The 14,713-nt window shown below is 73.0% G+C and carries 13 protein-coding genes and 2 pseudogenes; 7 read left to right on the top strand and 8 right to left on the bottom strand.

Translation table 11 applies throughout. The features are described from left to right. Window positions 1–79 precede the first annotated feature (79 nt). Window positions 80–991 (top strand): annotated as a pseudogene (locus tag ABZ193_RS40535) (S1 family peptidase); the annotation flags it as partial. Window positions 992–1,046: 55 nt separating this feature from the next. Here the strand turns inward: ABZ193_RS40535 and ABZ193_RS40530 are convergent. Continuing rightward, window positions 1,047–1,259, bottom strand: a complete 213-nt coding sequence (locus ABZ193_RS40530; RefSeq protein WP_017981917.1) for a hypothetical protein — start codon at window positions 1,257–1,259, stop codon at window positions 1,047–1,049. Between the two features lie 156 nt (window positions 1,260–1,415). On the opposite strand from ABZ193_RS40530, the gene coaE reads away from it, so the two are divergent. Further along, entirely contained in the window at window positions 1,416–2,600 is a 1,185-nt protein-coding gene (gene coaE, locus ABZ193_RS40525; RefSeq protein ID WP_354714035.1) for a dephospho-CoA kinase, read from the top strand. Window positions 2,601–2,995: 395 nt separating this feature from the next. Here coaE and ABZ193_RS40520 read toward each other — a convergent pair whose 3' ends face one another. Beyond that, on the bottom strand, window positions 2,996–3,424 hold the full coding sequence (locus tag ABZ193_RS40520; protein WP_354714033.1) for a pyridoxamine 5'-phosphate oxidase family protein: 429 nt from the start codon (window positions 3,422–3,424) through the stop codon (window positions 2,996–2,998). Window positions 3,425–3,538: 114 nt separating this feature from the next. Here ABZ193_RS40520 and ABZ193_RS40515 point away from each other — a divergent pair, with 114 nt between their 5' ends. Continuing rightward, window positions 3,539–4,375, top strand: a complete 837-nt coding sequence (locus tag ABZ193_RS40515; protein WP_354714031.1) for a hypothetical protein — start codon at window positions 3,539–3,541, stop codon at window positions 4,373–4,375. Window positions 4,376–4,377: 2 nt separating this feature from the next. On the opposite strand, the gene ABZ193_RS40510 is transcribed toward ABZ193_RS40515, so the two are convergent. From ABZ193_RS40510 to ABZ193_RS40485, 6 genes and pseudogenes are all read right to left on the bottom strand, one after another. After that, window positions 4,378–5,004: a response regulator transcription factor gene (locus ABZ193_RS40510; protein ID WP_237339315.1), complete on the bottom strand. Its 627-nt coding sequence runs from the start codon at window positions 5,002–5,004 to the stop codon at window positions 4,378–4,380. Further along, entirely contained in the window at window positions 5,001–6,227 is a 1,227-nt protein-coding gene (locus tag ABZ193_RS40505) for a sensor histidine kinase (protein ID WP_237339314.1), read from the bottom strand. Before ABZ193_RS40505 ends, ABZ193_RS40510 begins: the two co-directional genes overlap by 4 nt. Continuing rightward, window positions 6,227–7,659, bottom strand: a pseudogene (locus ABZ193_RS40500) (glycosyltransferase family 39 protein). The gene ABZ193_RS40505 and the pseudogene ABZ193_RS40500 overlap by 1 nt, the downstream one beginning before the upstream one ends. An 80-nt stretch (window positions 7,660–7,739) precedes the next feature. Then, on the bottom strand, window positions 7,740–8,477 hold the full coding sequence (locus ABZ193_RS40495; protein WP_354714029.1) for an ABC transporter permease: 738 nt from the start codon (window positions 8,475–8,477) through the stop codon (window positions 7,740–7,742). Beyond that, window positions 8,477–9,394, bottom strand: a complete 918-nt coding sequence (locus ABZ193_RS40490) for an ABC transporter ATP-binding protein (RefSeq protein ID WP_354714027.1) — start codon at window positions 9,392–9,394, stop codon at window positions 8,477–8,479. The genes ABZ193_RS40495 and ABZ193_RS40490 overlap by 1 nt, the downstream gene beginning before the upstream one ends. Before the next feature lie 121 nt (window positions 9,395–9,515). Continuing rightward, a complete protein-coding gene (locus ABZ193_RS40485) occupies window positions 9,516–10,043 on the bottom strand; it encodes a DUF402 domain-containing protein (protein ID WP_354714025.1) in 528 nt (175 codons plus the stop codon). Window positions 10,044–10,102: 59 nt separating this feature from the next. Between ABZ193_RS40485 and ABZ193_RS40480 the strand changes: the two genes are divergently transcribed. From ABZ193_RS40480 to ABZ193_RS40465, 4 genes are all read left to right on the top strand, one after another. Then, window positions 10,103–11,356 carry a helix-turn-helix domain-containing protein gene (locus ABZ193_RS40480; protein ID WP_354714024.1) on the top strand — a complete coding sequence of 418 codons (1,254 nt, stop codon included), beginning with the start codon at window positions 10,103–10,105 and terminating at the stop codon, window positions 11,354–11,356. 218 nt (window positions 11,357–11,574) lie between these two features. Further along, entirely contained in the window at window positions 11,575–11,829 is a 255-nt protein-coding gene (locus ABZ193_RS40475; RefSeq protein WP_020420360.1) for a hypothetical protein, read from the top strand. Between the two features lie 49 nt (window positions 11,830–11,878). Next, the gene (uvrB, locus tag ABZ193_RS40470) at window positions 11,879–14,032 is read left to right on the top strand and encodes an excinuclease ABC subunit UvrB (protein ID WP_354714022.1); all 2,154 of its coding nucleotides are present in this window, start codon (window positions 11,879–11,881) and stop codon (window positions 14,030–14,032) included. A gap of 154 nt (window positions 14,033–14,186) precedes the next feature. After that, complete coding sequence (locus tag ABZ193_RS40465; protein ID WP_354714020.1) at window positions 14,187–14,507, top strand: MmcQ/YjbR family DNA-binding protein; 321 nt, start codon at window positions 14,187–14,189, stop codon at window positions 14,505–14,507. Window positions 14,508–14,713 lie beyond the last annotated feature (206 nt).

The following is a 14,713-nucleotide window of genomic DNA, read 5'->3' as shown; positions in this document are numbered from 1 at the left end:
TCTTTCACTCCACCGGCCACCACCTAGATCTACACCGCACCTGTAACACTCTGTCCCTCCCCGACGCTCTTCCGATCGGGCCGCGGCCGGTCCGGCGTTCGGCGGCGCCTGGTACGACGCCGCGTCCGGCAAGCTGGTCGTCGGCATCACCGATGCCGCCCGCGCGGACGCCGTCGAGGCCACCGGCGCCGACACCGCGCTGGTCGCCCACACCGAGTCGGCGCTGGACGCGGCCAAGGCGAGCCTCGACACCCTCACCGCCCCGCGCGAGGTCACCGGCTGGTACGTCGACGAGCGGGCCAACCGCGTGGTGGTGACCGTCGTGCGCGGCGCGCAGGGCGCCGAGGTGCAGGGCTTCCTCGACCGGGCCCGCGCCGCCGGTCCCGTCCAGGTCGAGGAGACCACCGACGTGCCGCGGCTGTTCGCCGGGAACATCGTCGGCGGCGACGCCTACTACATCAACGGATCCGCCCGCTGCTCCATCGGTTTCTCGGTGCGGGGCGGGTTCGTGTCGGCAGGCCACTGCGGCAGCGCGGGCGACTCGGTGAGCGCGCCGGACGGCTCGGCGATGGGCACGTTCCAGGGTTCTTCGTTCCCCGGCAACGACTACAGCTACGTCCGCACCACCTCGTCCTGGACGCCGACGCCCGTCGTGGACGGATACGGCAACGGGAACGTGACGGTCACCGGGCACACCGCGGCCCCGGTCGGCTCGTCGGTGTGCCGCTCCGGTTCCACGACCGGCTGGCATTGCGGCACCATCCAGGCCACCAACCAGACCGTCAACTACGCCGAGGGTTCCGTCTCCGGCCTGACCAGGACCACCGCGTGCGCGGAGCCGGGCGACTCGGGCGGCTCGTGGGTCAGCGGCAGCCAGGCGCAGGGCGTGACCTCCGGCGGGTCCGGCAACTGCAGCAGCGGCGGGACGACCTACTTCCAGCCCGTCAACGAGATCCTGTCCGCCTACGGGCTCACGCTCGTCACCGGCTGACCGGCACGACCCGCAGCCCCCGTCCGGCCGGGCGGGGGCTGTGTGGTGTCCGTGCTCAGGTGGTGGCCGGCGCCCAGGCACGCTCGAGCGCGGCGGCGCGTGCCCGGCGCTTCAGGCCGGCGAGGCTGTGCTTGGCGGGGATCAGCAGCGCGGTCAGCCAGGTGCGCCGGTACTCCTCCAGCGCCAGCGCCACGGGGCGATGCATGACGCAGTGCACCAGACCCGGCGTGCCGAGCCGGTGCCTTCCGGTGTGCTTGCTCTGCGTCATCGTTCCTCCGTGCGGGCGACCTTTCCCGCCGCGCACCGTACGCAACGAGAGGCCCGAAGCGTAGTAGCGCGGCGGCGTGTCACCGATCTCGTTCCGGTCACAGACCGATCAGGGAGTAAAGAACACCCGATCGTGGCGTCTGGTCTAATGCGAACCATGCTGCGGGTGGGGTTGTCCGGTGGGATCGGTGCGGGGAAGTCGACTGTCGCGGCGCGACTCGTGGAGCACGGCGCCGTGCACGTGGACGCCGACGCGATCGCCCGCGAGGTCGTGGAACCGGGCACCGAGGGGCTGGCGAAGGTCGTGGAGGCCTTCGGCGCGGACGTCCTCGGCGAGGACGGCCGGCTGAACCGCCCCGCGCTGGCAGCGAAGGCGTTCGCGGACGAGGACTCGCGCCGTCGGCTGAACGGGATCCTGCACCCCCTGATCGGGGCCCGCACCGCCGAGCGGATGGCCGAGGTGCCGCCGGACGGGATCGTGCTGCACGACGTGCCGCTGCTGGTCGAGGGCGGGTACGCGCCGAACTACCACCTCGTGGTGATCGTGGACGCCCCCGAGGAGACGCGGGTGCGGCGGCTGACCGAGCTGCGCGGGATGTCCGAGGCGGACGCCCGCGCCCGGATCAAGGCGCAGGCCAGCGACGAGCAGCGGCGCGCGGTGGCCGACGTGTGGCTGGACAACTCGGGCGCGGCGGAGGACGTGCTGTCCGAGGTGGACCGGTTGTGGCGCGAGCGGCTGGTGCCGTTCGAGGAGAACGTCCGGTTGCGCCGCCCGCGCCCGCCGATGCCGCCGAAGGTGGTGCCCTACGACGGGACGTGGCCGGCGCAGGCCGCCCGGGCGCTGGCCCGGTTGCGGCTGCTGACCGCGGGGCGCGCGTTGCGGGTGGACCACATCGGGTCCACGTCAGTGCCCGGGCTGCCCGCGAAGGACGTGCTGGACCTGCAGGTGACCGTCTCGACGCTCGCGCAGGCCGACGAGTTCGCCGACGTCCTGTCCGACGCCGGTTTCCTGCGCGCCGAAGGCGAGTGGTGGGACGACCCCCAGGGCGGCGGCGAGCGCTGGGAGAAGCGGTTCCACTACGGCGCCGACCCGGCGCGGCCGGTCAACGTGCACGTGCGCAGCACGGCCACCCCGGCCTGGCGGCTGGCGCTGTTGTTCGCCGCGTGGCTGCGGGCGAACCCGGACGAGCGCGACGCGTACGCCGAGGTGAAGGCAGCGCTGGCGGAGGCGCACGCGACCGACGCGAGCGTGGACGCCTACGCCGAGGCCAAGCAGAGCTGGGTCAACGAGGGCTTCCAGCGAGCCGAGGAGTGGGCGGAGCGCACGGGCTGGTCTGCCTGACGCGCGCCTGGTCTGCCTGAGGCGCGCGCGCTGAGCTCGGCGGCGGGATCCCCGTTGATTCACCGCACCGGACCGGCGGAGGCGGGCCAGCCCAGCACGGGCCGGCCCGGCCGGCTGATGACTCCCAGCCGCGCCGCCCCGCGGCGGCCCTCCACTGCTCCGTGACGGTCGGCGCGCCCCCGCGCCCGCGCCGCCGCAACGGCGGCCTGGCTCGCCCCGGCTCGGCCCGCCTCGCCGGCGGCCCGCCTGGCCTCCAGTACTCCGCGTCGGCTGGCTTGCCCCGCGCCGCCCCAACGGCGGCCGGGTTCCCCCGCCCTCGGCCCGGCTCGCCTCGCGGGGCCAGCCTCGCCCACGGCACCCGGCCCCCCGCACCACCACCGCCCCCAACACCACCCCTACCCGGCAGACCCCAGATCCGCCGAGAACCACCGCTCCGGCCGCATCCTGATCACCACGTGCTCGCCCAGCCGCGTCCGTTCGTAGGCCACGAACTCCTCCACCTGGCCCGCCGGCAGGTACTGTCCCGCCATCTCCCGCGCCCGCTCCGGGGTGTCCGCCTCGATCGCCGTCACCGGGCCGGCCACCGACACGTACCGCACCGTCGGCTCGGTCCGCTGCACCATCAGGCTGAACCGCCCCGCGGCCTCGATCGCCCGCGCCTTCCGCGAACCCGGCGGCGTGCGGATCCACAGCTCACCGCCCGGCGTGTACCGGTACCAGACCGGGACCGTCAACGGCGCCCGGTCGGGCGCCTCGACGACCGACAGCGCGCCGACGTGCGGCTCGGCCAGGAACCGTTCGCGTTCTTCCACTGACAACGCCATGCGCCCGAGGCTAGGCGGGGGGTACGACAAAAACGGGGTGTCAGGGTCGTGACAGCCCGGTGTCAGCCGCGGCGGCGAAGGTGATCACACGCCCCCGAAGAAGGAGCCCCTCCGATGATCACTTTCGCCACCCCCGAGCCCATCACCGCCGGCCTGATGACCGCGGGCGCCCGGGTCCGCATCGCCGCAAGCGAGCGCCCGGACACCGTCGTGCGGGTCGAGCCCGTCGACCACGCGAACCAGTCCCACGTGAAAGTCGCCCAGCGCACCGAGGTCGCCTTCGCCGACGGCCACCTGTCGGTCAAGACCAGGAAGCCGGGCCACCGGGACGGTTCGGTCGTCGTCACCATCGAGCTGCCCGCCGGGTCGCGCCTGGTCCTGCACAGCACGTGGACCGACGTGCGCGCCGACGGCCGGTTCGGCGACTGCGAACTGAACCTGGGCTCGGGCCACGTCCAGCTCGACCACATCGCCGCGCTGCGCGGGAACCTCGCCGCCGGTTCGGTCGCCATCACCCGGATCGCAGGCCCGGCCGACGTCGACGGCGGCGCCGCCGCGCTGCGGATCGGCGAGGCCGGGGGCGCCGTCCGGTACCAGGGCTCGACCGGCACGGTCTGGATCGGCCACGCGAAGTCCGGCGTCGACCTCGGCAGCGCCAGGGGGAGCTTCCACATCGACCGGGCCGACGGCGGCGTCGTCGCCAAGGCGGGCGACTGCCCGATCCGGATCGGGCGGCTGGCCCGCGGCGTCGCGGAGCTGGCGAACGCCTCCGGGGGCATCGAGGTCGGCATCGGCGACCGCACCGCCGTCTCGGTGGACGCCCGCAGCACCAAGGGAACCGTGCGCAACTCCCTGCCCGCGCGGGAGAACTCGGCCGGCTTCGACGACCAGGTCAGCGTCCACGCCCGCACCCGGCTCGGCGACATCGTCGTCCACCGCGCGGCCGTCTGAACCTAATCCAGCTCGATGAGCCCCCGGCGCAGCGCGAGCGCCACCGCGGCGGCCCGGTCCTTCACGCCGAGCTTGGCGTAGGCGTGCAGCAGGTGCGTCTTCACCGTCGCCTCGCTGATGAACAGCTTCGCGGCCGCGTCCTTGTTCGTGCCGCCGCGCGCGACGAGGGTCAGCACCTCGATCTCGCGCTGGCTCAGCTCCTCCCGGGCGGGCGCGCGCACCTGCCCCATCAGCCGGGTCGCCACGGCGGGGGAGAGCACCGCCTCGCCCCGCGCCGCCGCCCGCACCGCCCGGAACAGCTCCTCCCGCGGCGCGTCCTTGAGCAGGTAGCCCGTCGCGCCGGCTTCGATCGCGGGCAGCACGTCCGAGTCGGTGTCGTAGGTGGTCAGCACGAGCACGCGGGCCGGGTTGCCGCGGCGCGCCAGCTCGCCGATCGCGTGCACCCCGTCGGTGCCCGGCATCCGCAGGTCCATCAGCACGACGTCGGGCCGCACGCGTTCGGCGAGCGCCACCGCCTCCGCGCCGTCCGCGGCCTCGCCGAGCACCTCGAACCCGTGCTCGGCGGTGAAGATCCCGCGCAGCCCGTCCCGCACCACCGGGTGGTCGTCGGCGAGCACCAGCGTGATCATGCGGCTCCGATCGCGGGCAGGCTGGCCGAGATGGCCGTGCCGGCGCCGGGTTCCGACTCCACCGCGAGCGTGCCCGCGAGCCGCTGCACCCGCTGCAGCATCCCGGGCAGCCCGAACCCGTCGCCGCGCCGCGCCGGGTCGAACCCGGACCCGTCGTCCCGCACGTCGAGCGTCACCTGATCCTCCATGTAGGACAACGTGAGGCCGACGCGCCGCGCGCCGGCGTGCTTGGCCACATTGGACAGTGCCTCCTGTGCGACGCGCAGCAGCGTGGCCTCGATCTCCGGGTGCATCGGGCGGGCGGTGCCGGTCGCGGTGAACTCGATCGCCACCTCCGACCGCTGCGCCCACCGCTCCGCCACCGCCTTCAGCGCGTCCGGCAGCCGCGCCTCGTCGAGCGGGCCGGGCCGCAGCGCGTGCACCGACCGCCGCGCTTCGGCGAGGTTCTCCCGCGCCAGCGCGGTGGCCGTGGCCACCCGCCGCCGCCACTCGCCGGGGTCCTGTTCGGCGGCCTCGAGCTGGGTGATGATCCCGGTGAAGCCCTGCGCGAGGGTGTCGTGGATCTCCAGGCTGAGCCGTTGCCGCTCCTCCATCACCCCGGCCTCGCGAGCCTGGGCGAGCAGCTGCCGGTGCAGGCCCGCGTTCTCCGCCTGCGCCGCCTCCAGTTGTTCCAGCGCCGCGCGCCGCGCCTCGTTCTGCTCGCTGACCTTGCGCGAAATGATGGTGCCGAAGCAGATCGCCCCGGTCTGCACGGTCACGATGGTCACCCACAGCACCGGCTCGGTGCTCAGCGCCTTGCCCGGCCCGCCCGCGCCGATCGTGTTGATCAGCAGGGAGGTCGTGGCCAGCGCCAGCACGCCCAGCGGCGCGGGCTTGAGCCGCAGCGCGCCGAAGAAGCAGGTGAGCATGAAGACCAGGAACAGCACGTCCCGGAACATCAGCAGGGACGCCAGCGTCAGCGTCCCGGCGAACGAGACCGCCAGGGTGATCCCGTGCGACCGCCACCGCCGGGGCATCGCGGGGCCGGTCAGCAGCAACCACGCCAGCGCCGCCCCGGCCAGCGGCAGGGTGTCGGCGCGGTGGACGAGCAGGGTCGCCAGTCCCAGCAGCAGGTACGGCAGGTAGTGGTCGACCAGCCGGCTCCACGTCTCCGACAGCGGCCCGCCGGGGCCCTCGGCGAAGTCGAGGGACTGTGTCCAGGAGCGGCGGTTCACACCGGGCATTATCCGGTCCCCACACCCAGATCCCGCATCCGCGGCCACACCGCGGACCACGGCCCGGCGCGGCCGGTGGCCAGCCACAGCGCGGTGCCCTGGCCGAAGCCCGGGCCGTCGTCGATCCGCCCGGCCGGTGTGATCGCGGCGAAGTGCCCGGTCAGCACCGCCGGGTCGTCGCCGACGAACAGCACGTCCCGCGCGCCCTCCGGCGGCGTGCCCAGGTCCCAGTAGCCGCGGCTGCCGCTGTAGGGCTCGGGCAGCCCGAGCGGACGGCCGAAGCGGTCCAGCGCGGCGGCGTGCCAGTAGAAGCCGGTGACGATCGCGGTGCGGGCGGGGTCGGGCACCTGCCGGTAGGCGCGCGCCACCGACGCCGCGACGTCGGGCCAGCCGATCTCCGCGGTGGCGAACCCCGGCGCGGGCGCCCTGCCCACCCAGGACACCGGGACCACGGGCAGCGCGAACGGCACCGCGATCAGCGCGCTGACCGCGTACACCGGCCAGGTCGCGGCCCGCGCCACCACCGCGCGGCCGCCCCGGCTTCCAGGCTCACGGCGGCGGCCGCCCAGCACACCGCGAACATCCCGGCCACGTAGTAGGACCGCCCGCCCGTCGCCAGGAACACCGCGGTGAGCCCGGCCGTGGCCGCCCCGAGGAACCGGTACGCGCGCAGCTCCGGCGACCGCAGCAGCCGCCACACCCCGTACACCAGCAGGACCGCGCCCACGACGATCCCGGCTCCGGCCAGCATCCCGGGCAGGAACATCAGGCGCCCGCCGTAGACCTGCTCGACCTCCGCGCTGACCGCGGCGTTCATCTCCAGCTGCGGCCAGCCGTGCGCGGCCTGCCAGACCACCGTCGGCGCCGCGCCGGCCGCGGCGATCAGCGCACCTGCCCACAGCAGCGGCCGCCGCAGCAGCCCGCGCGGCCCGAACACCAGCACACAGATCCCGGCCACCAGCCAGAACGCCAGGACCAGGAACTTCACGTTGACCGCCACCGCGGTCACCACTCCCGCCCACACCAGCAGCCCGTCCGCGCGGGTGCGCACCCAGCGCACCAGCAGCCAGCACAGCACCGTCCACAGCAGCGGGTCGAACGTGGAGGTCGCCAGGTAGTGGCCGGTGCCGAGGAGCTGCCCGCTGATCGCGAAGGTCCCGGCGGTGAGCACCTGCGCGTGCCGCCCGCCGCCGAGCTCCCTGGCGATCAGCGCGGCGACGACCACCCCGGCGGCGGTCGCCAGCGTCGCGGGCAGCCGGAACACCACCAGCGCCCCGGGCGCCAGCGCGTCCACCAGGTGCGCGAGCAGGGGGAGTGCCGGCGGCTGGTCGGCATACCCCCAAGCCAGATGCCGACCAGCCGCCAGGAAATACAGCTCGTCGCCGAAGTAGCCGTAGCGGCCCCTCGTGACGAGCAACAGCAGCCCGACGGCCCCCGCCATGGCGAGCACGGGAACGCGAGCGAGCTTCGCAACTCTGACGCCGCCCGGGGCCGTTCGGTTGCCCACGAAAGTCAACTTCTTCACTCCCACCGGAAGAAGCGGACGGCCAGACCACCGCAGACCAGGGCGAACACGATCATCGCCGCCAGCTGCAGCGGCTCCGGCGAGCCGCCGGTCCAGCACGCGCGCAGGGCGTTGAGCATCGCGCCGAGCGGCAGCACGTCGGCCATCTCCCGCAGCACCCCCGGCAGGTTCTCCTTCGGCACCCACACCCCGCCGAGCGCGAGCATCGGGAAGAACACCGCGGTCCCGGCCCCGCCCGCGGTCCGGCCGGTCGGCGCGAGCGCGGCGACCAGCAGTCCCGCGGCGAACAGCGCCGTGGTGCCCAGGACGAGCGTGAGCAGGAAGCCGCCCGGGTTGGCGGGCAGCGCCAGGCCGAGCACGACGTGCCCGCCGACGACGATCAGCAGCACGACCACGAGCGCGGCGGCCAGGTTGACCAGCAGTTGCGCGGTGAGCAGGCGGGACGGCGGCACCGGGCTCGCCGCGAGCCGCCGCAGCACCCCGCGTTCCCGGTGGGTCGCCATCGCGCCGGGGAACAGTGTCAGCGCCAGCATCCCGATCAGGATCGCCACCGCGAGCGGCGCGATGAACCCGGACAGCGGCGGCTGGCCGCCGAACTCCTCGCGCGGCCGGTTCGCGTCCGGCAGCAGCCCGAACACCAGCAGCAGCGCGATCGGGACACCGAGCACCGTGATCGGCGCCCCCGGGTCGCGCAGGAACAGTTTCGCCTCGACGGCGGTGAGCCTGGTGAGCATCAGCGGTCCCCCTGTCCGATCCGGCGGCCGGTGAGCGCGACGAACGCGTCGTCCAGCCCGGCCTGTGCCACCCGCAGCTCGCCGGCGACGATCCCGCGCCGCGCGAGGACGGACGTGACGGCGTGCAGCACGTTGCCGACGCCGCTGACCTCGACCTGCCCGCCGCGCCGCGTCACGGTCCGCACCTCGGGCAGGCCGGTGAACAGCTCGTCGGGCACCGGCTCCGACGGGCGGAACCGGATCACCTGCTCGTCGGCGACGCGCGCGACGAGCCCGGCCGGCGTGTCGACGGCGACCACGCGGCCGGCGTCGATCACCGCGATCCGGTCGCAGAGCCGTTCGGCTTCCGCCATGAAGTGGGTGACCAGCAGGATGGTCACCCCGCGGTCGCGGATGCCCTCGATGACCTCCCAGGTGTCCCGGCGGGCCTGCGGGTCCAGCCCGGTGGTGAGCTCGTCGAGCACCGCGACCTCCGGGTTGCCGATCAACGCGAGCGCGATGGACACGCGCTGCTGCTGGCCGCCGGACAGCTTCCGGTAGGCCGTGCCGCGCTGCCCGGACAACCCCAGCTGTTCGAGCAGGACGTCCGGATCGGCCGGGCTCCGGTAGAACGACGCGTACAACTCCAGCGCCTCGCCGACCCGGAGCTTGTCCGGCAGCCGGCTCTCCTGCAGCTGGACGCCCAGCCGCTGGCGCAGTTCCGCGGTGTCGCGCCACGGGTCGAGCCCGAGCACCGTCGCCCCGCCGCCGTCCGGGCGCCGAAGTCCTTCCAGGCACTCGACGGTCGTGGTCTTGCCCGCGCCGTTGGGCCCGAGAATCCCGAAGATCTCGCCCCGTTCGACTGTGAAGGACACGTCCTCCACGGCGGGCTTCCCGCCGTAGTGCTTCCTGAGGTTCCGCACCTCGATGACCGGCATCGTGCCGCCCCCTTTCCTCCGCCCGACCAGCATGCGGGGGAGGGGGCGGGTGCCGGATCGACTCCGCGGCGGGACTTCGCTCAGCCGCCCGGTGACCGGCCATCCACCGATCGGTGGATGCTCAGCGGCGGCGCCAGGTCAGCTCGATGCCGTGGGTGGCCAGCCAGCGGTCCACGCGGTAGCCGTGCGCGGCGAGGCCGTCGACGGCGTCGTAGGCGATCTCCAGCGCGCGCCGCGCCTCGCCCGCGGTGAGCAGGCCGGCGCCGTGCGCGGCGAGCAGCTCGTCGATGTCGACCACGTCGACCCGCTCGCCCTCGCGCACCACGAGGTCCAGGTACCAGTCGGTGGTGCGCCAGGTCGCGTCGTCGCGCTCGACCGAGACGACGTCGAGGTAGAAGTCCTGGTCGCGTTCGTGGCCGGGGCGGAACCAGAAGTCGGTCAGCCGCAGGCCGAGCGCGGGCAGCAACCAGGATTCGAGGTAGTGGAACTGGGCGCGGCCGGGGGTGGGCCGGGCGAGGTAGAGCCCGAACGGCTCGACCCGGTACTCCTCGACGGCGCGGGCGATGCCCTTGGGATCGGTGTTGGTCCGGTTCGCGACGTCGAAGGTCTCGATCTTCGGGGGGTGGATCGTCCCGGCGTGCGCGGTCATGCCTCCCATTCTGCTGGTTTACATAAGTTTGGGAACTGTCACGACGGTAGGGTGATCACGTGGCGGACGAGGCAGACGCGGTCGAAGGAGTGGCGCGGGTGGCCGCCGTGCTCGCGGAGCGGGCCACCGAGCTCACCGGCGATCTGGTGCAGTTGTACGCGCGCGAGCTGCCGAACCTGGTCAACGACGACGAGAGCGTCGTGAGCCTGCTGTCGGCGAGCGTCTACCAGAACGTGGACACCGCGCTGCGGATCTTCCAGCACGGCATCGACCCGCGCCGGGTGGAGGCGCCGGCCGCCGCGATGGAGTACGCGCGCCGTCTCGCCCAGCGCGGCACCCCGGTGGTGGACCTGATCCGCGCCTACTACCTCGGCCAGACCGCGCTGCTCGATTATTCCCTGCGCGAGGCGGTCAGGTTCGAGTCCGATCCGGAGCTGCTGGGCGCCATGATGGGGCACGCGCTGACCGGCGCGTTCGCGTTCATCGACCGCGTCACGCAGCAGGTGGTGTCGGCCTACCAGGAGGAACGCGACCGCTGGCTGGTCAACCGCAGCGCGGTCCGGGCCGCGAGGGTGCGCACCCTGCTGGAGGGCGGGGCCACCGACACCAGCGAGACCAGCCTCGGCTACCGGCTGCGCGGCACCCACCTGGCGATGATCGTGTGGCAGGACCCGGTCCCGGGCGCAGGGCACGTGCTCGGCGGGCTGGAGTCGGTCGCGGCCGAGCTCGCCGCGGGCCTGCCCAGCGCTGGCGCGCCGCTGTTCGTGCCGAACGACGAGGTCTGCGCGTGGGTGTGGGTCCCGCTGGAGCGGCCCGCGATGCCGGACGAGGAGCGCGTCCGGAAGGTGCTGGAGAAGGCCGATCCGGGCATCCGGCTCGCGCTCGGCGACCCGGGGGAGGGGCTGGACGGGTTCCGGCGCAGCCACCGGCAGGCGCAGCGGGTGTACAACCTGGCCTTCGCCGCGGGCGAGCACTGCGACCGGGTCCTGACGTTCCGCGAGGTCGGGGCGATGGCCCTGATGGCGGGCGACATGGCGGCCGCGCGCGGCTGGGTCGCCGACACGCTGCGGGACCTCGCCACCGACGACGAGCAGCACGCCCGGCTGCGCGAGACGCTGCGGGTCTTCCTGGCCGCGGGCGGCAGCTACACCGCGGCGGCCACCCAGCTGACAATGCACAAGAACTCGGTGCAGTACCGGGTGCGCAAGGCGGAGGAGATGCTGGGCCGCCCGGTGTCGGAGAACCGCCTGGACGTCGAACTCGCGCTGCGGCTGTGCCACCGGCTCGGCGCGGCCGTGCTGGCGACGCCATAACTGCGCTGCCTCCGCCGGCCCGCGCTTCGGAACCCGCGGAACCGACCTCACCGGACGACACACCGGAACGGAACGCCTGGTTTGTCTCTTTCGGGTGTTTCATCGACCCCCGCGGCAGGCCGCGGTCCAGCGCTTTCGTCCTTCAGGACCAGTCCTGGCCCCCAGGATTGGGCCGACGGCACGAAGATTCCACGATTATTCCGGTTTACGCTTCGCCCATGGGGAACGTCGTCCACGCCGAGCCGACCGGAGTGATGGCCCTCGTGCGCCTGCGCCGGGGCGCCGCGGGTGAGCGCGACCGGGTCTGCCACCTCGTCCCGATCCCCGAAACCGGCCCCATCCCGGAGGTCCTGATCGCCCGCTGCGGCGCGCCGATCGCCTGCGGGAGCGCCGAGCTGCTGGAGCGGATCTGCGGCATGCCGTGCGAGTCGTGCCTGGCCCGCGCCGCCCGCGACCGCCGTCTGGCCTGCTAGAACGCCGCCTCGCTGAAAACTGTCGGTGGGTCGGCCTACCCTGGTTCCCGTGGCTTTCGCAACCGAACACCCCGTGCTCGCCCAGTCCGAGTTCCGGCCCGTCTCCGAGATCCCGCGCGCGGGCGGCCGGTTCGAGGTCGTCAGCGAGTACCAGCCCGCCGGTGACCAGCCGGCGGCCATCGACGAGCTCGCCAAGCGGCTCGAGCGGGGCGAGAAGGACGTCGTGCTGCTGGGCGCCACCGGCACCGGCAAGTCGGCGACCACGGCCTGGCTGATCGAGCGGGTGCAGCGGCCCACGCTGGTCATGGCGCCCAACAAGACCCTGGCCGCGCAGCTGGCCAACGAGCTGCGCGAACTGTTCCCGCACAACGCGGTCGAGTACTTCGTCAGCTACTACGATTATTACCAGCCGGAAGCCTACGTCCCGCAGACCGACACCTACATCGAGAAGGACTCGTCGATCAACGACGACGTCGAGCGGCTCCGCCACTCGGCGACGATGAACCTGCTGTCCCGGCGGGACGTCATCGTGGTCGCCTCGGTGTCCTGCATCTACGGCCTCGGCACGCCGCAGTCCTACCTCGACCGGTCCTCCAAGCTGGAGGTCGGCATGGAGGTCGAGCGCGACACGTTCCTGCGCGCGCTGGTCGACGTCCAGTACACCCGCAACGACCTGGCGTTCTCACGCGGCACGTTCCGGGTGCGCGGCGACACGGTGGAGATCATCCCGGCGTACGAGGAGCTGGCCGTGCGGGTCGAGTTCTTCGGCGACGAGGTCGACAAGCTGTACTACCTGCACCCGCTCACCGGCGAGATCGTGCGCGAGGTCGACGAGGTGCGGATCTTCCCGGCCACCCACTACGTGGCGGGGCCGGAGCGCATGGAGAAGGCGATCCGCGGCATCGAGGCGGAGCTGGCCGAGCAGCTGGAGCGGCTGGAGAAACAGGGCAAGCTGCTGGAGGCGCAGCGGCTGCGCATGCGCACCAGCTACGACATCGAGATGATGCGGCAGGTCGGGTTCTGCTCGGGCATCGAGAACTACTCGCGGCACATCGACGACCGCCCGGCCGGGTCGGCGCCGGCCACCCTGATCGACTACTTCCCGGAGGACTTCCTCCTGGTCATCGACGAGTCGCACGTGACGGTGCCGCAGATCGGCGGCATGTACGAGGGAGACGCGTCGCGCAAGCGGACCCTGGTGGAGCACGGGTTCCGGCTGCCCAGCGCGCTGGACAACCGGCCGCTGACGTGGGAGGAGTTCACCGACCGGATCGGCCAGACGGTGTACCTGTCGGCGACGCCGGGCCCGTACGAGCTGGGCCAGACCGGCGGCGAGTTCGTCGAGCAGGTCATCCGCCCGACCGGCCTGATCGACCCGGAGGTCGTGGTCAAGCCCACCGAGGGCCAGATCGACGACCTGGTGCACGAGATCCGGGTGCGCGCCGAGCGGGACGAGCGGGTCCTGGTGACCACGCTGACCAAGAAGATGGCCGAGGACCTCACCGACTACCTGCTGGAGATGGGCATCCGGGTGCGGTACCTGCACTCCGAGGTGGACACGCTGCGGCGGGTGGAGCTGCTGCGGCAGCTGCGGTCGGGCGACTTCGACGTGCTGGTCGGCATCAACCTGCTGCGCGAGGGCCTCGACCTGCCCGAGGTGTCGCTGGTGGCGATCCTCGACGCGGACAAGGAGGGCTTCCTGCGCAGCGGCACGTCGCTGATCCAGACGATCGGCCGCGCGGCGCGCAACGTCTCCGGTGAGGTCCACATGTACGCGGACAAGATCACCGACTCGATGCGGTACGCGATCGACGAGACGAACCGCCGCCGCGAGAAGCAGATGGCGTACAACACGGAGCGGGGCATCGACCCGCAGCCGCTGCGGAAGAAGATCGCGGACATCCTGGACCGCGTCTACAGCGAGGCGGAGGACTCCGAGCAGGCGGTGCAGGTGGGCGGTTCCGGTCGCAACGCCTCGCGCGGCAAGAAGCCCGAGCAGGGCGGCCGCAGCTCCGGGGTGCTGGTGGACCGCGACGTGGCCGGCATGCCGCGCGCCGAACTGGCCGACCTGATCCAGCAGATGACCGACCAGATGATGCAGGCCGCCCGCGACCTGCAGTTCGAACTGGCGGCCCGCCTCCGCGACGAGATCGCCGAGCTGAAGAAGGAACTGCGGGGCATGGACGCCGCCGGCGTGAAGTGACCCTTCGCGGTGATCGGCGCCGGGGTGCTGGCGACTCACCCGGGATGGGGGCGTGAGTGGCCTGGCACCGGAGTGCCGGTGGCCGGCTTGGCCGCGGGGAGTGGCTGGGCGCCGGCATGCCGGTGCCCAGCCACCCGGATGGAGGGAGCGGCCGTTGACCCGCGACGACGTGATCGCGTGGTGCCTGGCTCAGCCGGGCGCCGTCGAGACCTATCCGTTCGGTGAGCACGTGCTCGTCGTGAAGGTCACGGGCAAGGCGTTCGCCTACATCGGCTTCGAGGAGAACTCGATCGCCCTCCGGTGCGGCGCCAACGCCGAGGAGGCCGCCACCGTGCGGGAACGCCACCCGGACGCCATGCGCCCCATGGGCTACCAGTCCCGCCACGGCTGGAACACGATCACCCTGGACAACCCCATCCCGGACGCCGACCTCCACGAACTGCTGTCCGCCTCCTACGACTACGCCCGCTCCTGAACCAGCCGCACGCACGTCACTGCTCGCCTCGGCTCGCGCGGGAACTCGCCATCCGCGCCCGACCGCCGCTGCTCGTTCTCGTGCTGGCGCAGCCGCTTGCGTCTGACCGTTGCTGCTCGTTCTCGTGCTGGCGCAGCCGCTTGCGTCTGACCGTTGCTGCTCGTTCTCGTGCTGGCGCAGCCGCTTGCGTCTGACCGTTGCTGCTC

Origin of the sequence: Amycolatopsis sp. NPDC006125, from assembly GCF_040614195.1 — a bacterium.
Classification (GTDB): Bacteria; Actinomycetota; Actinomycetes; order Mycobacteriales; family Pseudonocardiaceae; genus Amycolatopsis_E; species Amycolatopsis_E tucumanensis.
Note: the sequence above shows the minus strand (reverse complement) of the source record. Positions and strands in the feature narration are given on the sequence as shown.